Origin of the sequence: Pseudomonas bharatica (genome assembly GCF_048586865.1) — a bacterium.
In the GTDB taxonomy this organism is placed as follows: Bacteria; Pseudomonadota; Gammaproteobacteria; order Pseudomonadales; family Pseudomonadaceae; genus Aquipseudomonas; species Aquipseudomonas bharatica.
In genome coordinates this window covers 88,782-111,730 of sequence record NZ_JBMAWR010000011.1, presented here as the reverse complement: position 1 = coordinate 111,730, position 22,949 = coordinate 88,782, and the positions used below count along the sequence as shown (strand labels likewise).

General features: G+C 64.0%; 22 protein-coding genes and 1 pseudogene. 12 read left to right on the top strand and 11 right to left on the bottom strand.

Annotated features, from left to right (window positions below; all coding sequences use genetic code 11):
• Positions 1-37: 37 nt before the first annotated feature.
• The 3 genes from ACKLLE_RS14705 to ACKLLE_RS14695 are packed head-to-tail and all read right to left on the bottom strand — an operon-like array spanning position 38 to position 2,340.
• The gene (locus ACKLLE_RS14705; RefSeq protein ID WP_009405170.1) at positions 38-595 is read right to left on the bottom strand and encodes a peptidylprolyl isomerase A; all 558 of its coding nucleotides are present in this window, start codon (positions 593-595) and stop codon (positions 38-40) included.
• Complete coding sequence (locus ACKLLE_RS14700; protein ID WP_420058354.1) at positions 589-1,404, bottom strand: alpha/beta fold hydrolase; 816 nt, start codon at positions 1,402-1,404, stop codon at positions 589-591. Before ACKLLE_RS14700 ends, ACKLLE_RS14705 begins: the two co-directional genes overlap by 7 nt.
• Before the next feature lie 12 nt (positions 1,405-1,416).
• Positions 1,417-2,340 (bottom strand): PA3225 family LysR-type transcriptional regulator, encoded by a 924-nt coding sequence (locus ACKLLE_RS14695; RefSeq protein WP_009405168.1) that lies wholly within the window; start codon positions 2,338-2,340, stop codon positions 1,417-1,419.
• A 50-nt stretch (positions 2,341-2,390) separates the two neighbouring features.
• Here ACKLLE_RS14695 and ACKLLE_RS14690 point away from each other — a divergent pair, with 50 nt between their 5' ends.
• From ACKLLE_RS14690 to ACKLLE_RS14680, 3 genes are all read left to right on the top strand, one after another.
• Complete coding sequence (locus ACKLLE_RS14690; protein WP_064301936.1) at positions 2,391-2,720, top strand: hypothetical protein; 330 nt, start codon at positions 2,391-2,393, stop codon at positions 2,718-2,720.
• A 100-nt stretch (positions 2,721-2,820) separates the two neighbouring features.
• Positions 2,821-3,420, top strand: coding sequence for an FMN-dependent NADH-azoreductase (locus tag ACKLLE_RS14685; RefSeq protein ID WP_009405166.1), 600 nt, complete (start codon positions 2,821-2,823; stop codon positions 3,418-3,420).
• Positions 3,421-3,692: 272 nt separating this feature from the next.
• Positions 3,693-4,571: a carboxylate/amino acid/amine transporter gene (locus tag ACKLLE_RS14680; RefSeq protein WP_064301937.1), complete on the top strand. Its 879-nt coding sequence runs from the start codon at positions 3,693-3,695 to the stop codon at positions 4,569-4,571.
• On the opposite strand, the gene ACKLLE_RS14675 is transcribed toward ACKLLE_RS14680, so the two are convergent.
• A complete protein-coding gene (locus ACKLLE_RS14675) occupies positions 4,509-5,819 on the bottom strand; it encodes a mechanosensitive ion channel family protein (RefSeq protein ID WP_420058353.1) in 1,311 nt (436 codons plus the stop codon). The two genes, ACKLLE_RS14680 and ACKLLE_RS14675, sit on opposite strands and share 63 nt — an antisense overlap.
• 128 nt (positions 5,820-5,947) lie before the next feature.
• Between ACKLLE_RS14675 and ACKLLE_RS14670 the strand changes: the two genes are divergently transcribed.
• Positions 5,948-7,285 carry a DEAD/DEAH box helicase gene (locus ACKLLE_RS14670; RefSeq protein ID WP_037061786.1) on the top strand — a complete coding sequence of 446 codons (1,338 nt, stop codon included), beginning with the start codon at positions 5,948-5,950 and terminating at the stop codon, positions 7,283-7,285.
• A 132-nt stretch (positions 7,286-7,417) separates the two neighbouring features.
• Here ACKLLE_RS14670 and ACKLLE_RS14665 read toward each other — a convergent pair whose 3' ends face one another.
• Complete coding sequence (locus tag ACKLLE_RS14665) at positions 7,418-7,687, bottom strand: hypothetical protein (protein WP_009405155.1); 270 nt, start codon at positions 7,685-7,687, stop codon at positions 7,418-7,420.
• Positions 7,688-7,805: 118 nt separating this feature from the next.
• Here ACKLLE_RS14665 and ACKLLE_RS14660 point away from each other — a divergent pair, with 118 nt between their 5' ends.
• Positions 7,806-8,201 (top strand): hypothetical protein, encoded by a 396-nt coding sequence (locus ACKLLE_RS14660; protein WP_009405153.1) that lies wholly within the window; start codon positions 7,806-7,808, stop codon positions 8,199-8,201.
• Positions 8,202-8,310: 109 nt separating this feature from the next.
• Positions 8,311-9,243: a DMT family transporter gene (locus tag ACKLLE_RS14655; protein ID WP_064301939.1), complete on the top strand. Its 933-nt coding sequence runs from the start codon at positions 8,311-8,313 to the stop codon at positions 9,241-9,243.
• On the opposite strand, the gene ACKLLE_RS14650 is transcribed toward ACKLLE_RS14655, so the two are convergent.
• Positions 9,188-10,369 (bottom strand): MFS transporter, encoded by a 1,182-nt coding sequence (locus ACKLLE_RS14650; RefSeq protein ID WP_420058352.1) that lies wholly within the window; start codon positions 10,367-10,369, stop codon positions 9,188-9,190. The genes ACKLLE_RS14655 and ACKLLE_RS14650 overlap by 56 nt on opposite strands.
• 109 nt (positions 10,370-10,478) lie before the next feature.
• Between ACKLLE_RS14650 and ptrR the strand changes: the two genes are divergently transcribed.
• A complete protein-coding gene (gene ptrR / locus ACKLLE_RS14645; protein ID WP_064301941.1) occupies positions 10,479-11,372 on the top strand; it encodes a putrescine utilization regulator PtrR in 894 nt (297 codons plus the stop codon).
• Positions 11,373-11,484: 112 nt separating this feature from the next.
• The gene (locus tag ACKLLE_RS14640) at positions 11,485-11,607 is read left to right on the top strand and encodes a PA1414 family protein (protein WP_256721154.1); all 123 of its coding nucleotides are present in this window, start codon (positions 11,485-11,487) and stop codon (positions 11,605-11,607) included.
• Between the two features lie 163 nt (positions 11,608-11,770).
• On the opposite strand, the gene ACKLLE_RS14635 is transcribed toward ACKLLE_RS14640, so the two are convergent.
• Together ACKLLE_RS14635 and speB are read right to left on the bottom strand one after the other, a co-directional pair.
• Positions 11,771-13,150 carry a sodium:solute symporter family protein gene (locus tag ACKLLE_RS14635; protein WP_064301942.1) on the bottom strand — a complete coding sequence of 460 codons (1,380 nt, stop codon included), beginning with the start codon at positions 13,148-13,150 and terminating at the stop codon, positions 11,771-11,773.
• A 146-nt stretch (positions 13,151-13,296) separates the two neighbouring features.
• Entirely contained in the window at positions 13,297-14,247 is a 951-nt protein-coding gene (gene speB, locus ACKLLE_RS14630; protein ID WP_420058351.1) for an agmatinase, read from the bottom strand.
• Positions 14,248-14,479: 232 nt separating this feature from the next.
• Between speB and ACKLLE_RS14625 the strand changes: the two genes are divergently transcribed.
• From ACKLLE_RS14625 to ACKLLE_RS14610, 4 genes and pseudogenes are all read left to right on the top strand, one after another.
• Positions 14,480-15,373 carry a LysR family transcriptional regulator gene (locus ACKLLE_RS14625; RefSeq protein WP_009405144.1) on the top strand — a complete coding sequence of 298 codons (894 nt, stop codon included), beginning with the start codon at positions 14,480-14,482 and terminating at the stop codon, positions 15,371-15,373.
• A 139-nt stretch (positions 15,374-15,512) separates the two neighbouring features.
• Positions 15,513-15,794, top strand: a pseudogene (locus ACKLLE_RS14620) (PAS domain-containing protein); the annotation flags it as partial.
• A gap of 255 nt (positions 15,795-16,049) precedes the next feature.
• A complete protein-coding gene (locus tag ACKLLE_RS14615; RefSeq protein WP_420058385.1) occupies positions 16,050-17,078 on the top strand; it encodes a methyl-accepting chemotaxis protein in 1,029 nt (342 codons plus the stop codon).
• Between the two features lie 76 nt (positions 17,079-17,154).
• Positions 17,155-17,754, top strand: a complete 600-nt coding sequence (locus tag ACKLLE_RS14610) for a tRNA-uridine aminocarboxypropyltransferase (RefSeq protein WP_420058350.1) — start codon at positions 17,155-17,157, stop codon at positions 17,752-17,754.
• Between the two features lie 118 nt (positions 17,755-17,872).
• On the opposite strand, the gene ACKLLE_RS14605 is transcribed toward ACKLLE_RS14610, so the two are convergent.
• The 3 genes from ACKLLE_RS14605 to ACKLLE_RS14595 all read right to left on the bottom strand — a co-directional run bounded on the left by ACKLLE_RS14605 (position 17,873) and on the right by ACKLLE_RS14595 (position 22,922).
• The gene (locus tag ACKLLE_RS14605; protein ID WP_420058349.1) at positions 17,873-19,219 is read right to left on the bottom strand and encodes an HlyD family type I secretion periplasmic adaptor subunit; all 1,347 of its coding nucleotides are present in this window, start codon (positions 19,217-19,219) and stop codon (positions 17,873-17,875) included.
• Positions 19,220-19,359: 140 nt separating this feature from the next.
• A complete protein-coding gene (locus ACKLLE_RS14600; protein ID WP_420058348.1) occupies positions 19,360-21,513 on the bottom strand; it encodes a type I secretion system permease/ATPase in 2,154 nt (717 codons plus the stop codon).
• Between the two features lie 35 nt (positions 21,514-21,548).
• Entirely contained in the window at positions 21,549-22,922 is a 1,374-nt protein-coding gene (locus tag ACKLLE_RS14595) for a TolC family outer membrane protein (RefSeq protein ID WP_064301947.1), read from the bottom strand.
• Positions 22,923-22,949 lie beyond the last annotated feature (27 nt).

Here is a 22,949-nt window from a genome sequence, read left to right as displayed (position 1 = left end):
GCCTTGCCCGCGGGGTCACGTCCCTGTGACACCACGGTCAGTCGATGCGCTTGGCCGACTTGATATAGACCGGATCGGCGGGCACGTCGCGCATGCCTTTCTTCACGGTGGTTGGTGAGTTGACGATCTGGTCGACCACTTCCATGCCCTTGGTCACCTTGCCGAATACCGCGTAGCCGGCGTCGCGGCCCGGGTTGAGGAAATCATTGTCGGCCACGTTGATGAAGAACTGGCTGGTGGCCGAGTTCGGGTTAGAGGTACGGGCCATGGACAAGGTGCCGCGGGTGTTCATGAGGCCGTTGCCGGCCTCGTTGCGGATCGGGTCCTTGGTGTCCTTCTGCACCATCTGGTCGGTGAAGCCGCCGCCCTGGACCATGAAGCCCGGGATCACGCGGTGGAAGATGGTGTTGTTGTAGAAGCCGCTGTCCACGTACTGCAGGAAGTTCTTCGTGCTCAGCGGCGCCTTTTCGGCGTTCAGTTCGATCTCGATCTTGCCGAAGCTGGTGACCAGTTCGACGTGCGGGGTCTTGTCCGATGCCATGACGCCGGTAGCGAAGGCGACCGAGCAGGCGGCCATGAGGATTTTCTTCAGCATGTACTCAATGATCCTTGAGAGGTGGTTGGAGCCGCAGCGAGGAACTGCAGCAGGGTCTGGTTGAAGACATGAGGCTGGTCCAGCGGCGTAGCGTGCCGGGAATCGGCGATCACCGCCAGTCGTGCGCCGGGAATCAGTGCGGTGTATCGCTCCTTGAGCGCCACCGGGGTGTAGTCGTGGTCGGCGCTGATGATCAGGGTCGGGCAGGTAATCCGCCCGATGCGCTCCTCCACGCCCCAGTTGACGATGGCGTCGAAGCTGGCCAGGTAGGCGCGCTTGTCGTTGCGGGCCCAGCGTTCGGCCATCGTCTGCCGTAGGCCGGCCTGCTCCGGCTTGGGGAACAGCCGGGCCGCCAGGCCCTTGCCGATGGTCCGCAAGGGCAGGGCCCGGGCCAGGGTCCAGCGCTTGGCCCACTGCCAGTAATCGTCACGGGTCCGGACCTTTACCGCCGGGGCGCTGTTGACGATGGTCAGGCTGCGCAGCCGTTCAGGATGATCGACGGCGAACTGGAAGCCGACCATGCCGCCCATGGACAGGCCGACGAAGTGCACCGGGCCTGTGTCGAGATGGTCCAGCAGGGCGGTCAGGTCGGCACTGAAGCCGGCGATGCTGTAGCGCTCGCGGGGCTTGTCGGAGCGGCCATGGCCGCGCAGGTCGAGAAGGATCAGGCGGTAACGGGCGGCCAGTTCGGGAATCTGCAGCTCCCAGTCCTGGCAACTGGAGCCCAGGCCGTGCAGCAGTACCAGGGGTTGGCCCTGGCCATATTCTTCGTAGTGCAGGGAGCAACCTTCATGTTCGAAGCGGGCCATGGGCGGTACCTGTCAGGCTTGGGCCGGGGCGGCGAAGGGAACGTCCAGCGGCGCGGTATCGAAGTTGCGCAGCAACTCGATGAGGATCTGCGTGGCCGGGCCCAGGGGTTTGTCCTTGTTCGAGTAAAGGTAGAACAGCGGGTGGCGACTGCCACCCTGGTCCAGCGGCAGCGGCTTGAGCACGCCTTCGCGCAGCTCGCGTTCGATCAGATGGCGCGGCAGCCAGGCGAAGCCCAGGCCACTGCTGACGAAGGTCGCGGCCGTGGCCAGGCTGCCCACGGTCCAGCGCTGTTCGGCGCCGAGCCAGCCGACATCGCGCGGCTGGGAGCGACCGGAGTCGCGGATCACCACCTGCAACTGGCTTTCCAGGTCCTGGAAGTTGAGCACCCGGCCGAGGCGATGCAGCGGATGCTCCGGGTGGGCCACGGCGACGAACTCCACCGCACTCAATTCGGCGCCCAGGTAGCCGGCGATGCTGAAGCTGCTGATGGCCAGGTCGGCGATACCCTCGTGCAGCACCTCCTCGACCCCGGACAGCACTTCCTCGCGCAGGCGCACCCGGCAGCCGCGGCTCTGCGGCATGAAGGCGCTGAGGGCGCGGACCAGGCGCGCGTTGGGGTAGGCGGCGTCCACCACCAGGCGCACCTCGGCTTCCCAACCCTGTTCCATATGGTGGGCGAGGTCTTCCAGCTGGCTGGCCTGCTTGACCAGTTGCCGCGAGCGACGCAGCAGGACGTTGCCGGCATCGGTCAGCACCGCCTTGCGCCCGTCGATGCGCAGCAGCGGTACGCCCAGTTGATCCTGCATCCGCGCCACGGTGTAGCTCACCGAGGATTGCGAACGGTGCAGGGCTTCGGCGGCCTGGGCGAAGCCGCCATGATCGACCACTGCCTGCAGGGTTCGCCACTGATCCAGGGTAACGCGCGGCGCTTTCATCTTCGGCTCCTGTTGTCCTAAGCTGGCGCTCTTCTCAAGGAGAGCGCCGAATGAAGAAATATTCTGTTGCGTTGCTGGCCCTGCTGCCGCTGACCGTGCTGGCCGCTTACCCCATCGAGGTGAAGAAGGAGCTGGCCGAGGGCATCAAGCTCGATACCACCGCCTACGACACCGCCAACGACATGACCACCATCACCCTCAACAACTATGGCGACAACGCCGCCTCGTGCCGGGTGATGTTCAAAAACGGCCCGGAAACCCCGCGTAACCGCAGGGTCGATGTGCCGGCGAAGAAGAGCGTGGATGTCACGGCCAACTTCAACAAGCAGATCATCAAGATGCGCATCCTGGTGGACTGCAAAGTGCAAGAAACAAATTAACTGATAGATTTAACCGATTTTTTACGCTTTTTTATCGATAGGTCAATCATTAATCTTGCCTCCATCGACTTAGCGACCTTGCCGATGGAGGCAAAATTCAATGTCCCGCGTACTGATCATCGAAAGCAGCGCCCGCCAGCAGGATTCGATCTCCCGTCAACTGACCCGTGATTTCGTTGCCCAGTGGCAGGCCGCCAACCCCGCCGACAGCATCACCCTGCGCGACCTGGCGCAAAATCCGGTGCCACACCTGGACGCCAACCTGCTCGGTGGCTGGATGAAGCCGCAGGAACAGCGCAGCGCCGAGGAACTCCAGGCCCTGGCCCGTTCCAACGAACTCACCGATGAAGTGCTGGCCGCCGATGTGCTGGTGCTTGCCGCCCCGATGTACAACTTCGCCATCCCGAGCACCCTGAAGGCCTGGCTGGACCATGTGCTGCGTGCCGGCGTGACCTTCAAGTACACCGAAACCGGCCCGCAAGGCCTGCTGACCGGCAAGCGCGCCTATGTGCTGACCGCTCGCGGCGGCATCCATGCCGGTGCGTCCAGCGATCACCAGGAACCCTACCTGCGCCAGGTGCTGGCCTTCATCGGCATCCACGACGTGACCTTCATCCATGCCGAAGGCCTGAACATGGGCGGCGACTTCCACGAGAAGGGCCTGAACCAGGCCAAGGCCAAGCTGGCCGCGGTCGCCTGAGGCCGAAGAACATTCCCTGACTGACACCCCTTTTTTGCTCCTTTGGGTGTACTGCCCGGTCGAAGCCTAGCGCTCGGCCGGGCTTTTTTATGGGCGACGCGTACCCTGTGGGAGCGGGTTCACCCGCGATTACGATAGTGGATTCACCACCGCAATCGCGGGTGAACCCGCTCCCACAGGGTACGCGTCATGGCAACCAAAGCGTTGCATCTCAATTGCATCCCGACCGCCCAACCCGCTAAGGTCGCCGCCTTGATCCCCGAGAGGCAACCATGGGCTACCTACTGATCGTCGCGCTGATCCAGGCGTATTCCTTCAACCTGATCGGCGAATACCTCGCCGGCCATGTCGACAGCTACTTCGCCGTGCTGGCCAGGGTCGTCCTGGCCCTGCTGATCTTCCTGCCGCTGACCCGCTGGCGCCAGGTCGAGCCGCGCTTCATGCGCGCCATGCTGGTAATCGGTGCCTTGCAGTTCGGCATCACCTACGTCTGCCTCTACCTCAGCTTCCGCGTGCTCACCGTGCCGGAAGTCCTGCTCTTCACCATTCTCACCCCGCTGCACGTGACCCTGATCGAAGACGCGCTCAACCGCCGCTTCAACCCCTGGGCCCTGCTCGCCGCGCTGGTGGCGGTGGCGGGTGCGGCGGTGATCCGCTTCGACAGCATCAACCCGGACTTTTTCATCGGCTTCCTGCTCCTGCAGCTGGCCAACTTCACCTATGCCGCCGGCCAGGTCCTGTACAAGCACCTGGTCGCCCGCCATCCCAGCGACCTCCCGCATTACCGGCGCTTCGGCTATTTCTACCTGGGGGCGTTGATCGTCGTGCTGCCGGCCTTCCTCGCCTTCGGCAACGCCCAGCACCTGCCCACCACCGATGTGCAATGGGGCGTGTTGCTGTTCCTCGGGCTGTGTCCGACGGCGCTGGGCCTGTACTGGTGGAACAAGGGTGCCTGCCTGGTCTCTGGCGGCACCCTGGCGGTGATGAACAACCTGCATGTCCCGGTGGGCCTGCTGCTCAATTTGCTGATTTGGAATCAGGACGAGCCGCTGGGACGGTTGTTCATCGGCGGGAGCATCATTCTTGCCTCACTGTGGCTCAGTCGCCTCGGTACGCAACGCCCGGCGCTCGCCGGCGAGGCCGGTCGATAGGGCATCCAGCCCGGCGCGCAGGTCGCTGCCGCTGGGCTGCTGGTACAAGGCCAGGCCAAACTCCGGCAACACCGCCAGCAGATAATCGAAGATATCCCCCTGAATCCGCTCGTACTCGGCCCACACCGTGGTGCGGGTAAAGCAGTAGATTTCCAGCGGCACGCCCTCGGCGGTGGTCTGCATCTGCCGGACCATGCAGGTCATGCCCTGCTGCACATCAGGGTGGTTCTTCAGGTAGGCAAGGGCGAAGGCGCGGAAGGTGCCGATGTTGGTGAGCTGGCGGCGGTTGGCTGCCAGTTCCGCGACCTGGCCCTGGGATTCGTTCCAGCGGTGCAGCTCGTTGCGCTTTTGCGCCAGGTAGTCCTTGAGCAGGCGCACGTCGCCCAGGCGATGCTGTTCCTCGGCAGTCAGGAAGCGCACCCCGCCGGCATCGATGAACAGGCTGCGCTTGATCCGCCGTCCGCCGGATTGCTGCATGCCGCGCCAGTTGCGGAACGACTCGCTCATCAGGCGCCAGGTGGGGATGGAGACGATGGTCTTGTCGAAGTTCTGCACCTTCACCGTATGCAGGGTTATATCCACCACATCGCCGTCGGCGCCGACCTGGGGCATCTCGATCCAGTCGCCGACCCGCAGCATGTCGTTGCTGGTCAGTTGCACGCTGGCGACGAAGGACAGCAGGGTGTCCTTGTACACCAGCAGGATCACCGCCGACATCGCACCGAGACCGGACAGCAGCAACAGTGGCGAGCGGTCGATCAGGGTGGCGACGATGACGATCGCGCCGAACACGTACAGGACCATCTTCGCCAGTTGCACATAGCCCTTGATCGAGCGGGTGCGCGCGTGTTCGGTGCGGGCATAGATGTCCAGCAGCGCGTCGAGCAGGGCGGCGACGGCGAACAGCAGGAACAGGATGGTGAAGGCCAGCGCGACGTTGCCGAGGAAGTGCTGGCTGGTGGCGCTCAGCCCGGGCACCAGCTTGAGGCCGAACTGCACTACCAGCGAAGGGGTTATCTGCGCCAGGCGGTGGAACACCTTGTTGTGCAGCAGGTCCTTGAGCCAGTGCAGCGCCGGTTGTCGGCTGAGCAGCTTGACCGCATGGAGGATGACGAAGCGTGCCACACGGCCCAGCAGCAGGGCGACGATGAGCAGCGTCGTCAGGCCGAGACCGGCGTGCAGCAAGGGGTGCTGGTCGAGGGTGCCCCAGAGGTCGAGGGCGTCTTGCCAGAATTGTTGGATAGCCATGGAGGACGGGAAATCTCGCGAACGGGAAAAACAGGCCGTCCATTAGAGCCGCGCAGGCACCCTCGGGGCAAAAAGAAATTCGGCTCCGGCGGTGGAAAACGTTACCCTATGTGGCTGAATTTCTGCACATGCCCGAGGTTACATCCGTGTTCTCCGATTTCGCCCTGCACGAACGCCTGCTCAAAGCCGTCGCCGCACTCAACTTTGTCGAGCCGACGCCGGTGCAGGCCGCGGCCATTCCCCTGGCCTTGCAAGGACGTGACCTGCGGGTGACGGCGAAAACCGGGAGCGGCAAGACCGCGGCCTTCGTCCTGCCGGTGCTCAACCGCCTGGTCGACCTGAACCAGAAGCGTGTGGAAATCCGCGCCCTGATCCTGCTGCCGACCCGTGAGCTGGCGCAGCAGACCCTCAAGGAAATCGAGCGTTTCGCCCAGTTCACCTTCATCAAGTCGGGGATCATCACCGGCGGCGAGGACTTCAAGGAACAGGCGGCGATGCTGCGCAAGGTCCCGGATATCCTGGTCGGCACTCCGGGGCGCATGCTGGAGCACCTGAACGCCGGCAACCTGGACCTGGAGCATGTGCAGGTGGTGGTTCTCGACGAAGCCGACCGCATGCTCGACATGGGCTTCGCCGAGGACGTCGAACGTCTCTGCGGCCTGTGCCCGAACCGTGCCCAGACCCTGCTGTTCTCCGCCACCACGGGCGGCGCCGGCCTGCGCGACATGATCGGCAAGGTGCTCAAGGACCCCGAGCACCTGATGCTCAACGCCGTCAGCCAGCTCAACGAAACCACCCGCCAGCAGATCATCACGGCCGACCACAACCAGCACAAGGAGCAGATCGCCCAGTGGCTGCTGGCCAACGAAACCTATGAAAAGGCGATCATCTTCACCAACACCCGGGTCATGGCCGACCGCATCTACGGTCACCTGGTGGCCAAGGACGTGAAGGCCTTCGTCCTGCACGGCGACAAGGACCAGAAAGACCGCAAGCTGGCCATCGAACGCTTCAAGACCGGCAATGCGAAAGTGCTGGTGGCCACCGACGTGGCGGCCCGTGGCCTGGATGTCGACGGCCTGGACCTGGTGATCAACTTCGACATGCCGCGCAGTGGCGACGAGTACGTGCACCGTATCGGCCGTACCGGCCGCGCTGGTGCCGATGGCCTGGCGGTTTCGCTGATCTGCCATGGCGACTGGAACCTGATGTCGAGCATCGAGCGCTACCTGAAGCAGAGCTTCGAGCGCCGGGTGATCAAGGAAGTCAAGGGCACCTACAGCGGGCCGAAGAAGGTCAAGGCCTCGGGCAAGGCGGCAGGGGCGAAAAAGAAAAAGACCGACAAGAAGGGTGACAAGAAGGCCGTGGCCAAGCGCAAGCCGACTGCGAAGCCGCGTCCGAATGCGCCGCTAGCCAGTTCCGATGGCTTGGCGCCGCTGAAGAAGCGCGCTCCGGCAGCCGAGTAATCCATCGTACGCGTGATTTTCTGACTTACTCGGCCCCCTGTGGGAGCGGGTTCACCCGCGATTGCGGTAGTCGATTCACCGACGCAATCGCGGGTGAACCCGCTCCCACAGGGGCCGTGTTCACCCAGACGATCAGGTTTTCTTCTCCGCCTCGCGCAACTCCTGCAACCGCTTGTCGATCAACTGGCACTTGTCCGGCAGATCCTTCGACTCGGTTCCCAGCTTCATCCCCCGCAATTCCTCGTTGATCTCCTTGGCCTTCTGTGGATTCTGCTCGGTCAGCCGGGTCACTTCCTTGGCCAGCTCCTCACGTTTCTCCGTTGCCTCCTCCAGCGTGCAGGCCCAGCCTGGCAGGGCGAACAGCAGGCTGGCGGTGGCGGTGAGTGTCATCAGGGTTTTCATGGTCGAGCCTCCTTGTCCAGGTTCCCGGTTGAGGCCGGCGCCGTCTGGAAAGTTCAGTCGAACCGCGGCGAACCGGGTCGGTCACAACCTTGACTGTCACCACGCGAGGCCTTTTGCCATGAGCACTGTGTATGACTGGGACCTGATCGAACGCCTGCTCCACGAAGTGCAGAACAGCGCCGACCAGCATTTCACTCCGCGCCCTTACGCCGAACAGCACGCCGCGCAACTGGCGGCGGCAGGCGAGCCGGTGCCGGACGTCGATCACCTGAAAACCCGCGCCTGCGACTACGAACGCCTGCTTCTGGAACGTGGCTATATCGCCGATCGCCCGGAAAGCGAGGGCGGCAACGGAGAGAACTACGTGCTGACCGAGCGCGGCTCGCGCCTGTTGAGCCTGATCGACAGCAGCATCCCCGGTAACGACCATCCGCGCCAGGTGCTCAACGAACAGGCCGACGCCCTGGATGAGGCCACGTTCGAAGAGGTCGCGTCGAAAGCGCAGATCGCCTGAAAATGGTGCAGACATATCTGGTAATGGCTGGCGAGCCTCACTGATAATTGGCGCCAATTCTTCGCTGCCAAGAGGTGGTCATGCCGTTGCCAGAGTCCGGGGGTGAGCGATGAGCGATGCGCGCCGCAACCCCGATGCCTTCGCCTTCCAGGTCATGCTGGGCTTGTGCCTGATCTGGGGTATCCAGCAGGTCGTAGTGAAAATGGCTGCCGCCGACATCGCACCGGTGATGCAGGCGGCAACCCGTTCCGGTATTTCTGCGCTGCTGGTCGGGCTACTGATGTGCTGGCGCGGCGGCTGGGAGCAGCTCGGTACGACCTGGAAGGCCGGATTGCTGGCCGGCGCGTTGTTCGGCCTGGAGTTCCTGTTCATCGCCGAAGGCTTGCTGCTGACCTCGGCGGCGCATATGTCGGTATTCCTCTATACCGCCCCGGTATTCACCGCCCTCGGCCTGCATTTCAGCCTGCCCAGCGAACGCCTGCGGCCCTTGCAGTGGCTGGGCATCCTGCTGTCGTTCTGCGGGATCGCCGTGGCGTTCGCCGGTGGCCTGTCGTTGCAGGACCTCAATGGTCCGATGCTGCTGGGCGATGCCTTTGGCGTGCTGGCCGGCGCAGCCTGGGGCGCTACCACCGTGGTGGTGCGTTGCTCGCGGCTGTCGGAAGCGCCGGCGACCCTGACCCTGTTCTACCAGTTGGCAGTGGGCTTCGTCGGCCTGCTGTTGATTGCGGCGTTCAGCGGCAAGATCACCCACGTGGCCCTGACCCCCATCGCCATCGGCAGCGTCCTGTTCCAGGCCCTGGTGGTGTCATTCTTCAGCTACCTGACCTGGTTCTGGCTGTTGCGCAAATACCTGGCCTCGAACCTGGCGGTGTTTTCCTTCGTCACGCCTATCTTCGGCGTGACGTTCGGTGTGCTGCTGCTCGACGAACCCTTGAGCGCCAACTTCGTCCTCGGCGCCATCTGCGTGCTGCTGGGCATTGTCCTGGTCAGCGCCGAGCAGTGGGTGCGCAGGCGGTTGCGCACGCTGCTGGGACAACGGTAGGCCGCAAGGTCAGCAGGCCGGCCAGGAGCAAGCCGCTGCCGGCCGCCAGCAGTGCCGGTTGCAGGCTGCCGGCAAGCTGGTTGCTCAGCGCCGCCAGCAACGGGCCGCCCAACTGGCCGAGGGCGAAGCAGGCGGTCAGCAAGCCGGCATTGCGCTGGGTGGCGTGCGGTGCCAGTTCCCGCGAACGTTGCATCACCAATTGCATGCAGGCCAGGAATGGCGTGCCGCAGAGGATCACACCCAGGGCCAGGCCCAGGCCATCACCCATCAGGCAGGCGAATACGCCGGCGGCCTGCAGCCACAGGGTCAGCATCAGCCAGCGCGGCGTGCCGTTCGCTGTCGGGCGACGCAGGCTCAGCAGCATCACGCCAACCGCTGCTGCGAGACCGAAGCCGGGCCAGAACAGGTCGGCCATCCACTGCCCATGAAACCGCGCGTTGGCCATCTGCGACATGAAGGTGGCCGGGATGATGTAGCCGATGCCGTACAGGCCGTAGATCAGGCCCAGGCGGGCGATGCCCCGGGTGGGATGGACGGTCAGGCCGCTGGCAGGTTGCAACGGGGTGTTCTCGGGTTGCGGCAGCATCGGCCGCACCGCCAGCAGCATGACCAGTGCAGCGCCGGCGTAGATCAGCCACAGCGGTGCCGAGCCCAGGCCAAACAGGTTGGACACCAGCGCCAGCAGGCCGGTGAGCATGATCCCCAGGCCTGGCCCGGCGAATACCAGCGCGCCGAGTCGCGGCAGATTGTTGCGTGCCGCAAGGGGCTGGCTGAGGCTGGTGATCATCACCAGCACCCAGGCACTGGCCATGCCGGTGCCAAAGCGCAGCAGGGCGTGGACGATGAAACCATCGGCCTCGAACGACAGCAGGGTCAGCAGCACGCACAACCACAGGCCAAGGTTAAGGCGCAGGCGTACCTGGTCTGGACGCCGGGCGAACATCGCGTCCAGCGCACCCAGCAGATAACCGAGGTAATTGGCGGCGGCCACCAGCCCGGCGGTGGTCAGGCTCAACTGGCCTTCGCTCACCAGGTGCGGCAGTTGCGGAGTAAGTGCGAAACGGCCAATGCCCATGGCCATCATCAAGGCCACGAAGCTGGCGATCAAACGCAGGGTTGGCGACATGTCCGGTGCTCCTGTCAGAGGAATCGTTCGATGCCGTCAGACTACTGGTGGTTGTCATTCTGAAAAATTGAATAATACTGAGCTACTTGTTCAATTTTGGAGAATCGGTGTGGAGCTGAGCCAGTTGCGCATTTTCCAGGCTGTCGCCGAGACTGGCTCGGTGACCCGCGCCGCCGAACAGTTGCACCGGGTGCCGTCGAACCTCTCGACGCGCCTGCGTCAGCTTGAGGAGCAACTTGGCGTCGAGCTGTTCCACCGGGAGCGCCAGCGCCTGCAACTGTCGCCCGCCGGCAAGGTGCTGCTGGATTACGCCGGACGCATGCTGACCCTGCATGACGAGGCCTTCGCTGCGGTGCAGGGTGGCCAGCCGGCGGGGGAGTTCGTGCTGGGCTGCATGTACAGCACGGCGGCGATCCATCTGCCGGACTTGCTCGCGCGTTATCACAAGGCCTATCCGGCAGTGAACCTGCAGGTGCAGACCGCGCCCAGCGGCGAGCTGCTGGAAGGCCTGCTGGCCGGCCGCCTCGACGCCGCGCTGCTGGACGGGCCGCTGTCGCTGTCGGGCCTGGATGGCGTGCCGCTGTGCGAGGAAACGTTGGTATTGCTCACCGAACCCGATCATCCGCCGGTGCGCAGCGCCCGCGACGTGGCCGGGCGGGCAGTGTTCACCTTCCGCAAGGGTTGCTCCTATCGCATGCGCCTGGAGGCCTGGTATGCCCACGATCATGCGGCCATGGGCCGGGCCATGGAAATCGAGTCCTACCCGAGCATGCTGGCGTGCGTGGTTGCCGGATCCGGAGTGGCCTTGATGTCGCAATCCATGCTCGACAGCCTGCCGGGCCGGGAGAATGTTGCGGTGCATCGCTTGCAGACGCCGTTCGACCAGGCGACTACCTGGCTGGTCTGGCGTCGCGGCATGCGCGGAGCGAACCTGGATGCCTGGGTGAACCTTCAGGAAGAGAGCCGCCAGGGACCGCCTGTCGGCCAGGCGCTCAGCGCTTGATCCGGATCAGGAAACTGTTGATTTCTTCGAGCGGCTTGTAGGATTTGGGCCTATGATGTGTTTGAAACATCGTAGCCATTGGATTGCCACGATGACCCTCAAGGGGGATTCCATGAAAAACCTGATGATGAACTGGCTCCACGACCTTGCTGTGGCCCTGGGCTTGATCCCGCCGATGCAGCCGGTACCGATTCCTGCCGATGAAGAAAAGCGCAGGCGGCAGCCGCGGCGCTGAGATCTCTGAAGAGCGACACGGGCCCTGTGGGAGCGGGTTTACCCGCGATTGCGGTATTGAGGCCACTATCGCAATCGCGGGTGAACCCGCTCCCACAGGTCTGCGCCAAGCAAAGAAAAAGGGCCTGCTTCAGCAGGCCCTTTTCATTTCAATCTGTTTCAGCTCAAGCCAGTTTGGCCGCATTCACCGCCGGCCGCGACATCAGGCTCACCACGACGAAGCTCACCAGCCCGATCGCCAGGCTGTAGTAGATCGGCGTGTTCGCATCCATGCCGTCCTTGATCATGAACGCCAGGGCGGTAACGAAGCCCAGGCTCATGCTGACGATGGCGCCGCGAGTGGTCGCGCGCTTCCAGTAGATGGCTCCGATCAGCGGCACCAGCATGCCACCCACCAGCAGGTTATAGGCCAGGGTCAGGGCGCTGATCACGTCTTCCACCACCAGGGCGATACCCAATACGGCGATACCGGTCAGCAGGGTGAACAGGCGGTTCACCGCCAGGCTCGATTGCTTGCCGCCACGCAGCTTCGGCAGCAGGTCTTCGGTCAGTACGGTGGAGGCGGCCAGCAAGCCGGCACTGGCGGTGGACATCATCGCCGCCAGGGCCGCAGCGATCACCAGGCCACGGATACCATCCGGCAGCGCGGTTTTGACGATAGCGGCAAAGGCATTGTTGGCGTTGCCCAGGTCCGGCAACAGCACATGGGCTGCCATGCCGATCACCGCGCAGACCAGGCCGTATATCACGCAGTACACGCCTGCGGTGGTGCCGGCGTACTTGGCGACGTTCTCGTCACGGGCGGTGAACACCCGCTGCCAGATGTCCTGGCCGATCAGGATGCCGAAGAAGTAGATCAGGAAGTAGGTGATGATGGTGTCCCAGCCGATGGTGGTCAGGCTGAAGCTGGCTTCCGGCAGCTTGGCTACCAGTTGGTCCCAACCGCCGACGCGGTACAGGCAGATCGGCAGCAGGACGAACATCAGGCCGACGGTCTTGATCACGAACTGGACGATATCGGTCAGGGTCAGCGACCACATGCCACCGATGGTCGAGTACACCACCACGACGCCGCCGCCGAGCAGGATCGCTGCCCAGAACGGCAGTTCGAACAGCACTTGCAGTACGGTGCCGATGGCCAGGGTAGAGGTCACGCCGATCATCAGCGCATAGGCGAGCATGATCACCGCACTGGCCTGGCGCGCCATCGGGTTGTAGCGGCGCTCCAGGACCTGGGTCACGGTAAAGATGCGCAGGCGCAGCAGGGGTTTGGCGAGGAACAGGTTGAGGGCGATGATGCCCAGGCCCAGCGCGGCGCACAGCCAGAAGCCGGAAATGCCATGGACGTAGCCGAGTTTCACGGTGCCGACGGTGGAAGCGCCGCCCAGCACGGTGGCGGCCATGGTGCCCATGTACAGGCTGGGGCCGAGGTTGCGTCCGGCCACCAGGTATTCCTCGTGGGTCTTGGCGCGGCGCATGCCGTACCAGCCCAGCAACAGCATGCCGGCGGCGTATATCAGTACAACGAATATGTCCAGGGCCATGGGGTGTCTCCAGTTATCTTTTTTATGTGAGATCGATCCCGCCTGCGACAAGGCGCGGCGGGTCTTTTCTTCGTAGTCACTTCTTCGTAGCAGCGGGGCCCCTGCTCAAGGGGCCGCCGTCATGGCTCCTGCCGGGTGAAGCTCCGTTAGCGACGGGCTACGCCGGGCAGCACGCAGAGCATTTCGTAGAGCAGGTTGGCACCCAGCAACGAGGTGTTGCCGGTGGTGTCGTAGGGTGGGGAAACCTCCACCAGATCGCAGCCGATCAGGTCCAGGCCCTGGCAGCCACGGATGATTTCCATGGCCTGGATGGTGGTCAGGCCGCCGATTTCCGGGGTGCCGGTGCCCGGCGCCCAGGCCGGGTCGATACCGTCGATATCGAAGGACAGGTACACCGGACCGCCGCCGACCTTTTCGCGGACTTCCGCCATCAGCGGCTCCAGCGACTTGTGCCAGCACTCTTCGGCCTGGACCACGCGGAAGCCCTGCTTGCGGCTCCAGTTGAAATCCTCGGCGGTGTAGCCCTGGGCGCGCAGGCCGATCTGCACCACGCGCTGGCAATCGAGCAGGCCTTCTTCCACGGCGCGGCGGAAGGTGGTGCCGTGGGCGATCTTCTCGCCGAACATGTGGTCGTTGACGTCGGCGTGGGCATCGATATGCACCAGGCCGATCTTGCCGTGCTTCTTGTGCAGGGCACGCAGGATCGGCAGGGTGATGGTGTGGTCGCCGCCCAGGGTCAGGGGGATCACGTTGTGCTCGACGATCTGGTCGTAGGCTTCTTCGATGATGCGCACGGCGTCGAGCAGGTTGAAGGTGTTGATTGCCACGTCACCGATGTCGGCGACCGACAGCGAGTCGAAGGGCGCCGCACCGGTGGCCATGTTGTACGGACGGATCATCACCGATTCGGCGCGGATCTGCCGCGGGCCGAAGCGGGTGCCGGAGCGCAGGGAGGTGCCGATGTCCAGCGGCACGCCGATGAAGGCGGCGTCCAGGCCGGCAGGACTTTTCAGGTGCGGAAGGCGGAGCATGGTAGCGATGCCGCCGAAGCGCGGCATTTCGTTGCCGCCCAGTGGTTGGTGAAGAATCTTGTCCACGGTTCGGGCCTCATCGATTCGATTGTTCTAGTTGTTGATATCTGTTCTCGACACCGGCCAGCCAGCCGGAATAGTCCTGGAACAGTTGCTGTGCGGCGCAGTCTGCAAAAGGTAGTGCGGCAGAAGAATCGCTACCGGCAAATACTTAGTTCAGGTTTTTCTGAACTATCGCTGAACTATTCGCCTGGGCGCGGTTAGACTGTGGCGATTTCCGACGTGCGGATACCTCGCCATGGCCTCGAACCTGCCCGACCTGAAGCTGCTGCGCATCTTTGCCAGCGTGGTGCGCCACCAGGGCTTCGCCAACGCCCAGCGCGACCTCAACCTGTCCACCTCGGCGATCAGCACCTACATGAGCCAGCTGGAAGGGGCGTTGGGCATAGTGCTGTGCCATCGCGGTCGTGGCGGCTTCAGCCTGACCAGCAAGGGCGAACTGTTCCATCAGGAGACCCTGCGCCTGCTCGCCGAGTTGGACGGCTTCGAGCAATACGCAGCGGCGCTCAAGGGCGAACTGCGCGGCACGCTCAATCTCGGGGTGATCGATTCGACCGTCGGCGACCGCGCCTTGCCCCTGGCCGAGGCCATCGGCGCCTACAGCCAGGAACACCCGGCGGTGCATCTGCACCTCTCGGTGTCCAGCCCCTACGAGTTGCAACTGGGCGTGCAGGATAACCGCCTGGACCTGGCCATCGGCGCCTTTTCCACGCGAATGAGTGGCCTGGTCTACCAGCCGCTGTATCGCGAGCAGCACTGGCTGTATTGCAGTAACCGTCATCCGCTGTACCACGAGCGACGCATTCCCGAGCAGGTCATCACCCAGCAGCGCATGGTCGGACGTGGCTACTGGAGCCAGGCAGAACTGGCCCGGCACGGCTTCAAGCACAGTGCGGCCACCGTAGAAAGCATGGAAGCGCAACTGATTCTGGTTCTTTCCGGCGCTTACATTGGCTATTTGCCCGAACACTATGCCCAGGCCTGGGTGGACAAGGGCGACCTGCGGGTGCTTTCTCCGGCGACCTTCGGCTATCAGGCGCCTTTTTCCATGATCATTCGTCGAGGACGCAGCCGCGAACCCTTGATCCAGACCTTCCGCGACCTGCTCCGCGCGCAGTTGACCCCGGCGTGATGCGGACATGGGATCATTAATACTTTGTGTCTAGGGTAAAAAACACTGGCCTATTGCCCACATCCAGTTGAATGCTCTGCTATTCCTTTTCTTGCTGTGATGAATTTCCCATCCATCTCATCAGCAGGGATCGCCCAAGATGCGCAATAACTTGCCCGTCACTGAGCATGAAAGAACCTTTCCGCAGGAACAGCGGCTCATCTCCACCACCGACCTGAACAGCCGGATCACCTACTGCAACGACGCCTTCGTCGCCATCAGCGGCTTCACCCGCGAAGAATTGATCGGCCAGCCCCATAACATCGTGCGCCACCCGGATATGCCGCCAGCGGTGTTCGGCCATATGTGGGAGACGATCAAGGAGGGCAGGCCGTGGATGGGCGTGGTCAAGAACCGGGCGAAGAACGGTGATTACTACTGGGTCAGCGCCTATGTCACGGCGATCTACGAAAACGGCCGGATCAGCGGTTACGAGTCGGTGCGCTCGTTGCCAACCCGGGAGCAGGTCGGGCGGGCCTCGGCGCTGTATGCGCGCTTGCGTGCCGGGCGTTCGCCCACGCCTTGGGCGGCCCGGGTCGGCGATGTGCTGGAGCATGGCTGGCCCTTGCTGCTGGCCGGGCTGGTCTCGGTGGTCGGCTACCTGACCTTGCCGCAGTACGCGGCCCTTGGGTTGCTGATGGCGAGCCTGCTGGGGGCCTGGTTCCTTCTGGAAAACCGCCAGAACCGCGTTATCCGCCGCACCCTGGCCGAGCATCCGAAGGCGTTCACCAGCCCGCTGGTGGCCCTGACCTACAGCCGTAATCTTGGCCCGCAGGGGCAACTCGATCTGGCGATGATCAGCGAGGAGGCGCGTCTTCAGACGGCGCTGACACGTTTGGTGGATGCCGGCGTCAGTGTGAAGACCCGGGCTTCGCAGTCGTCGGAACTTTCCGACTCCCAGGCGCAGATGCTCGACCGCCAGCGCAGCGAAACCGACCAGTCGGCCACCGCCGTGGCGCAGATGGCGGCGACTATCCAGGAAGTGACCCATAACGTGCAGAGCACCGCGCATGCAGCCTCCGACGCCGATGAGTTGACGCGCCAGGGCAGCGACCTTGCCCAGCAGAGCCTAAAGGCCATGGGCAGCATGACCGAGGCGGTTCACGAGATTGGTGCGGCGGTCAACGCCCTGGCCGAGCAGACCCAATCCATCGGCAGTGTGGTGGATGTGATCACGTCGATTGCCGAGCAGACCAACCTGCTGGCGCTTAACGCGGCCATCGAGGCGGCGCGGGCCGGTGAGCAGGGCCGCGGCTTTGCCGTGGTGGCCGACGAAGTGCGCTCCCTGGCCCAGCGCACCCGTGCCTCGACCGAGGAAATCCACCAGATCATCGCTTCGCTGCGGGCGGGAGCCGACCGGGCGGTGAGCAGTGCCAGCAAGGGCGAGCAGATCTCCCGCGACAGCGTGCAGAGCGTTGAAGCGGTGCAACAGGCACTGGGCGGAATCCGCGAGGCGGTTAGCCGGATCACCGGCATGAGCCAGCAGATTGCCACGGCGTCCGAGCAGCAAAGCCATGTAGTGGAAGATATCAACCAGCAGATCGTGCGCATCGCCCAGCTGTGCGACCGCAGTGCCGGCCAGGCCCGCCAGGGCGCTGAAATAAGTGTCGAATTGGAGCGCATGGCGGGGTATCTGCACGACCTTGCTGAACGTTTCAACCGCTAGTTCTTCGACCGGCCCACACGGATGTGGGTGCTTTCCGGGACTGCTGTGGCAAAATTCACCGCCTCAGGAGAACCCGATGTCCAGAATCCAGTGCGAACGCTGCCTGCGTCCACGAAGCCATTGCCTTTGCCCTTCGATCCCGTGCCTCGACAGCCGTACCCGGGTGGTGCTGTTGCAGCATCCCGATGAAGTGCGTCACGCACTCAATACCGCGCGTCTGGCGGCGCTGGGGTTGCGCAATGCGCAACTGCGGGTGGGGGAGGTGTTCGACGACCTGTCGGAGCTGATCGCCACGCCGGGGTACCGCCCCGGATTGCTGTTTCCGGGCGATGGCGCCGAGGCGTTGGCCGCTTATTCCGGGGCGGTGGATGAACGGCCGTGGCTGTTGATCGTACCGGACGGAACCTGGCGCAAGGCACGCAAGCTGCTGTACCTCAATCCATTGCTGCAAGGGTTGTCGCGGGTCACCCTGGCCGAGGTGCAGCCGTCCCGCTACCGCTTGCGCAAGGCGCCGGAAGCGGGAGCGCTGTCGACGGTGGAGGCGGTGGCCCAGGCGCTGAATGTGCTGGAGGGCGCGGGGCGCTTCGATAAGTTGCTGCGGCCGTTCGAGGTGTTGATCGAGGGGCAGATTGCGGCGATGGGGATGGAGACGTTCGAGCGCAATCATCTGCGCTGATCTCTCGGGCCCCATCGCCGGCAACGCCGGCTCCCACAGGTTTTTGTACGCCGCGAATCTTGTGGGAGCCGGCGTTGCCGGCGATGAGGCCATCAGCAACACAGACGATTTCCAGCCCTTACCTCTCCCTCAAGGCTTCGGTCCGCGCCTTCAGCACCGGCTTGAGCAGGTAATCCAGCACACTCTTTTCCCCGGTGATGATATCCACCGTCGCCACCATTCCCGGGATGATCAGCAGCGGTTTGTTGTCGCCGCCCAGGTGGTTCCGGTCGGTGCGTACCTGGATCATGTAGAAGGCATTGCCCTTGTCATCGGTGATGGTGTCGGCGCCTATCAGTTCCAGCTTCGCCGTGAGCCCGCCATAGATGGAGTAGTCGTAGGCACTGAACTTGACCATCGCGTTCTGCCCCGGATGCAGGAACGCCACGTCCTGGGGGCGCACCCGGGCTTCGATCAGCAGGTTGTCTTCCACCGGCACGATTTCCACCATGTCGCTGCCCGGCTGCACGACGCCGCCGATGGTGTTGACCTTGAGCATCTTGATGATGCCGTGGACCGGCGAGACCACCGTGGTGCGGTTGACCCGGTCGTCGATCGCGACGCTGGTGGCAGTGATCTTCGACAGATCGGTGCGTTTGTCGTTGAGTTCCTTGGCCGCCTCCGAGCGGAAGCTGGCATCGGTTTCCTCGATCTTGCTCTTGATCTCGGCCACCGCTGCCTCGGCCCGGGGAATCGCCAGGCTGGTGGCGTTCAGCGAGCCACGGGCTTCCACTGCGTTGCGCCTGAGGCGCAGGATCTCCACCGGCGAGATGGCGCCGGTCTTCACCAATGGCGTGGACATGTCCAGCTCCTGTTGCAGCAGGGCCAGCCCGGAACGGTATTGCTCGACCTTGGAGCGGAACTCGGCGAGCTCCTGGGTCTTTTGCCGCAGTTGTTCGTTGAGGGTCTGCTTCTCGCTGCTTAGTCGGCGCTGGCGTGACTGGTACAGGGCCATCTCGTCCTCGGCCACCTGCGGCGCCTTGCTGCGTACTTCCTCGGAGACCTGGAAGGGCTTGCCCTCGGCCTCCGCCGCCAGGCGATCGACCTGGGCGGTAAGGGCGTAGCGGTCGGCCTCGCTCTCGCCCTTGTTCGAGCGAAAGCGCGTGTCGTCCAGGCGCAGCAGGGTATCGCCCTTGTTCACCATCTGCCCTTCGCGCACAAGGATCTCGGTGACGATGCCGCCTTCGAGGTTCTGGATCACCTGGACCTTGCTCGACGGGATGGCCTTGCCCTCGCCGGTGGTCACTTCGTCGAGCACCGCGAACCTGGCCCAGACCAGCGCTATCAGCAGCAGCGCCGCCGCCAGCCACACGGTCAGCCGGGAGCGGCGTGGCGAGTCCTGCAGGGTGGCCCGGGCCAGGTCCGGCAGGTAGTCGTGTTCGGCGGTCTTGTTGAAGCTGTGGAAGTAGCTGCGCAGCGAGGACATGGTGCGTGCCTCTTGTGTAGCAATGAAACGATAGTCGGTTCAGCGCGGACCTTGTGGGAGCGGGTTTACCCGCGATTGCGGTGGAGAGTTCACCAACGCCATCGCGGGTGAACCCGCTCCCACAGGGTACGCGTGTTCTTTTACAGGGCCTGCCCGACCCGTCCCTTGCGCAGCGCATCGATGACCGCATCCTTGGCGCCGTCCGCCACGATCTTGCCGTTGTCCAGCACCAGCAGGCGATCCACCAGGCTGAGCATGGCGGTGCGGTGGGTCACCAGCAGCAGGGTCTTGCCCTCGACCCAGCCGTGCAAGCGCTGGCGCAGTTGCTCTTCGCTGCTGTTATCCATGTGGCTGGTGGGTTCGTCGAGGACCACCAGCGGCGGTTCCAGCAACATTGCCCGAGCCAGCAGCACGGCCTGGCGCTGGCCTCCGGACAGCAGTTGTCCACGCTCGCCCACGGGCCGATCAAAACCGCGCGGGTGCTGCCTGGCCAGTTCACTGACGCCGGTCAGTTCAGCGACTTCGAGCATCCGGGCATCGCTGACATAGCGTGCGCCGAGGGTCAGGTTGTCGCGCAGGCTGCCGGCCAGCAGCGGCAGGTCATGGGCGACGTAGCCCAGTTGCTGGCGCAGGTCGGCGATATCCAATTGGCGCAGGTCCAGGTTGTCGAGCAGTACCTGGCCGTCGTCCGGCTCGTAGAAGCCCATCACCAGGCGCGCCAGGGTGCTCTTGCCCGAACCGCTGCGACCGATGATGCCGATGCGCTCTCCGGGCTTGACGCTGAAGCTGACGCTGTTCAGCGCCGGGCTGGCCTGGCCGGGGTAGCGGAAGGTCACCCGGTTGAACTCCAGCGCACCGTGCAGGCGGGTGTGCTCCAGCGGTTGCTGGTCGGTGCGGCGCTCCTGGGGCAGGGCCATCAGTGCGTCGGTGCTGCGCATGGTCAGTTGTGCCTGCTGGTAGCGGGTGATCAGCCCGGCGATCTGCCCCAGCGGGGCGAGGGTCCGGCTGCCGAGCATGTAGCAGGCGACCAGCGCGCCGACGCTGAGGTTGCCGGCGATGATGCTATAGACCCCGGCCACGATGGTGGCCATGCCGCAGAATTGCTGGATGAACAGGGTGCCGTTGCTGGCCAGCGCCGAGAGCTGGCGGGCATGGGCATCCAGTTGGGTCAGCGCGCCGTGGGTGCTTTCCCACTGATACTGGCGTTCACTTTCGGCGCCGCAGGCCTTGAGGGTTTCCAGGCCGCCGAGGGTTTCGATCAACAGCGCCTGGCGTACCGAGCCGAGGGCCAGGCTTTTTTGCACGGTGTCGCGCAGGCGGATCTGGATCAGCAGGGCAAAGATCACGGTCAGGGGAAAGGCGATCAGCGGGATCAGCACCAGCCAGCCGCCGAGCAGGCCGATGACCGCCAGCATCAGCACGACGAAGGGCAGGTCGATGACGCTGGTCAGGGTCACCGCAGTGAGGAATTCGCGCAGGCCCTGGAAGTCGTGGATGCTCTGGGCGAAGCCGCCGATGGTGGCCGGGCGGGCCTTCATCGACATGCCGGTGATGCGTTCGAACAGGGTCGCCGAGAGGATCATGTCGGTTTTCTTACCGGCCTGGTCCAGCAGGTGCGCGCGGACCACCCGCAACACCAGTTCGAACAGCGTGCCGATCAGTAGACCTATCACCAGTACCCACAGGGTCGAGGTGGCCTGGTTGGGGACCACACGATCGTAGGTCTGCATGACGAACAGCGGCACCATCAGGCCCAGCAGGTTGATCAGCAGGCTGGCCAGCAGGGCGTCGCTGTATAGCCAGCGGGATTGACGCAGCGTATCGCGGAACCAGGCGTGCACTCTGGGTACCAGCGGGTCGCGCTGCTGTTCCAGTTCATGGCGGGGGCGGGCGAACAGGGCGTGGCCGGCGTAGGCGTCGGCGAGTTCCTGGCGGCTGACCCACTGCTCGCCGCCGTCGGCTTCACAGGGCAGGATCAGCGCCTGGTCGGGGTCCTTCCAGCGCCGCAGCACGGCGCAGCGGCCGTCCTTGAACAACAGCAGCACTGGCAGGTTGAGCGCGGAAATCGCCTCCAGCTCGCGGCGCAGCACCCTCGCCTGCAAGCCGCCACGGGCCGCAGCGCGAGGCAGCAGTTCGAGATCGAGACGCTGCTGCGGCAAGGGCAGGCCGCTGCTCAGGCTGGCGCGGCTGGCCGTGCAACCGTGGAGCTTGCAAAGAATCAACAGCCCATCGAGCAACGGATCATCGAAACTCTGGCGCGGGTCCGCCGAGCTTGCCGGTTGCATGCTGGTCACAATGGCCTACCTCCCGCCGCTGCGGCGGAACAGGGTCAACGCATGTCAGGTAACTGCACGTTGTTGCGTACTTCGCTCTGGGCGATGGCTTCCGGCGGCAGGGAGATTTTCTGCTTCGTCAGCAGGTCACCCATGTTGGCCAGCAGCCGGTAAGCGGAGAACTCCTCGATATAGCGGACTTCGACATAGCGCCGATTGGCGTTGTACAGCTCGTTCTCGCTGTCGAGCAGGTCGAGCAGGGTGCGCTGGCCGAGGCCGAACTGGTCCTGGTAGGCGGCGCGCACCCGGGTGGTGGTCTCGGCATATTGCCTGGCCGCCGGGGTCTGCTTCTGGGCGTTGTTGAAGGCGTTCCAGGCCAGCGACAGGTCTTCGGTGAGCTGGCGCAGGGCGTTGTTGCGAATGTCCATGGCCTGGTTGATCTTGTGCGCATCCGATTGCAGGCGGGCCTTGTCGCTGCCGCCGCGGTAAAGGTTCCAGGTCATCTCCACGCCGGCCCTCCAGTCGGTATTGCTATGGCCTGGCTCGCCCCCGATGTTGTTGTTGGCTCCGGTGGACGCTATGGCGTCAAGACGTGGATAAAACACCGACTTGGCTTGTTCGTATTGCTGTTCGGCGGCCTGGATATCGGCCTGGGCCGATTTCAGGTAGGGGTTGTCCTGCAGCATGGCAGTGCGTGCTTCCTGAAGGCTGGCAGGGAGCAGGCCCTTGATCGAGGCGGGCGTTTCCAGCTCATCGGGGAAACGGCCCACCACGCTGTAGAAGTTGGCTTCAGCATCCTGCAGGTCCACCTCCGCGGTATTCAGGTTGTTCTCGGCGAGGGCGCGGCGGGCCACGGACTGATCGAGGTCGGCAGTGCTGCCCACGCCGCGCTCGCTGCGCAGGCCGATCTGGTCGTTGACCCGCAGGTGCGCCTGCAGGTTGTTCTTGGCCAGGGTCAGCAACTCACGACGCTTGAGCACTTCCAGATACACCTCCACTGCCCGCAGCGCCACGGTTTGCGCGGTGGCCTGGGTGTAATAGGCCCGGGACGTGGCGTAGGCCTGGGTGCGGGCCACCTCGTTGGAGGTATTGAAGCCATCGAAGAGCATCTGCCGCAGTCTCAGTTCCGACTGGGTGTAGTTGAGCGTTTCCTTGTTGTGATTGCGCGTGCCGTCAGGGTTGAGGCCCCGGGTGTTCAGGTTGTCCGAACGTTCTCGACCATAACCGGCAACCAGATCGACGGTGGGGTAGTAGCCACCGCGAGCCTGTTTCACATCTTCATCGGCAGACAGCTTGCTGTTGCCTGCCGACTTGATTTCCGGGTGGTAATCCACAGCGCTTTGCACGGCTTCCTGCACTGACATGGCCTGGGCGTTGGCACAGACGATGGCCAGTAGAACTGCACTGGTGATGGGGTTCAAAACGCGCATGGGGTACTTCTCCCTGAGTCCATTTTT

Excerpts from the sequence above, each read along its gene's own strand:
- ACKLLE_RS14635 (WP_064301942.1), bottom strand. The coding sequence starts at position 13,150 with ATGGCCCTGGACATATTCGTTGTACTGATATACGCCGCCGGCATGCTG.
- ACKLLE_RS14655 (WP_064301939.1), top strand. The coding sequence starts at position 8,311 with ATGAGCGATGCGCGCCGCAACCCCGATGCCTTCGCCTTCCAGGTCATG.
- ACKLLE_RS14695 (WP_009405168.1), bottom strand. The coding sequence starts at position 2,340 with ATGAAAGCGCCGCGCGTTACCCTGGATCAGTGGCGAACCCTGCAGGCA.
- ACKLLE_RS14660 (WP_009405153.1), top strand. The coding sequence starts at position 7,806 with ATGAGCACTGTGTATGACTGGGACCTGATCGAACGCCTGCTCCACGAA.
- ACKLLE_RS14690 (WP_064301936.1), top strand. The coding sequence starts at position 2,391 with ATGAAGAAATATTCTGTTGCGTTGCTGGCCCTGCTGCCGCTGACCGTG.
- ACKLLE_RS14605 (WP_420058349.1), bottom strand. The coding sequence starts at position 19,219 with ATGTCCTCGCTGCGCAGCTACTTCCACAGCTTCAACAAGACCGCCGAA.
- ACKLLE_RS14610 (WP_420058350.1), top strand. The coding sequence starts at position 17,155 with ATGTCCAGAATCCAGTGCGAACGCTGCCTGCGTCCACGAAGCCATTGC.
- ACKLLE_RS14650 (WP_420058352.1), bottom strand. The coding sequence starts at position 10,369 with ATGTCGCCAACCCTGCGTTTGATCGCCAGCTTCGTGGCCTTGATGATG.
- ACKLLE_RS14625 (WP_009405144.1), top strand. The coding sequence starts at position 14,480 with ATGGCCTCGAACCTGCCCGACCTGAAGCTGCTGCGCATCTTTGCCAGC.
- ACKLLE_RS14615 (WP_420058385.1), top strand. The coding sequence starts at position 16,050 with ATGGCGAGCCTGCTGGGGGCCTGGTTCCTTCTGGAAAACCGCCAGAAC.
- ACKLLE_RS14670 (WP_037061786.1), top strand. The coding sequence starts at position 5,948 with ATGCCCGAGGTTACATCCGTGTTCTCCGATTTCGCCCTGCACGAACGC.
- ACKLLE_RS14685 (WP_009405166.1), top strand. The coding sequence starts at position 2,821 with ATGTCCCGCGTACTGATCATCGAAAGCAGCGCCCGCCAGCAGGATTCG.
- ACKLLE_RS14700 (WP_420058354.1), bottom strand. The coding sequence starts at position 1,404 with ATGGCCCGCTTCGAACATGAAGGTTGCTCCCTGCACTACGAAGAATAT.
- ACKLLE_RS14675 (WP_420058353.1), bottom strand. The coding sequence starts at position 5,819 with ATGGCTATCCAACAATTCTGGCAAGACGCCCTCGACCTCTGGGGCACC.
- ACKLLE_RS14665 (WP_009405155.1), bottom strand. The coding sequence starts at position 7,687 with ATGAAAACCCTGATGACACTCACCGCCACCGCCAGCCTGCTGTTCGCC.
- ACKLLE_RS14640 (WP_256721154.1), top strand. The coding sequence starts at position 11,485 with ATGAAAAACCTGATGATGAACTGGCTCCACGACCTTGCTGTGGCCCTG.
- ACKLLE_RS14705 (WP_009405170.1), bottom strand. The coding sequence starts at position 595 with ATGCTGAAGAAAATCCTCATGGCCGCCTGCTCGGTCGCCTTCGCTACC.
- ACKLLE_RS14680 (WP_064301937.1), top strand. The coding sequence starts at position 3,693 with ATGGGCTACCTACTGATCGTCGCGCTGATCCAGGCGTATTCCTTCAAC.
- ACKLLE_RS14595 (WP_064301947.1), bottom strand. The coding sequence starts at position 22,922 with ATGCGCGTTTTGAACCCCATCACCAGTGCAGTTCTACTGGCCATCGTC.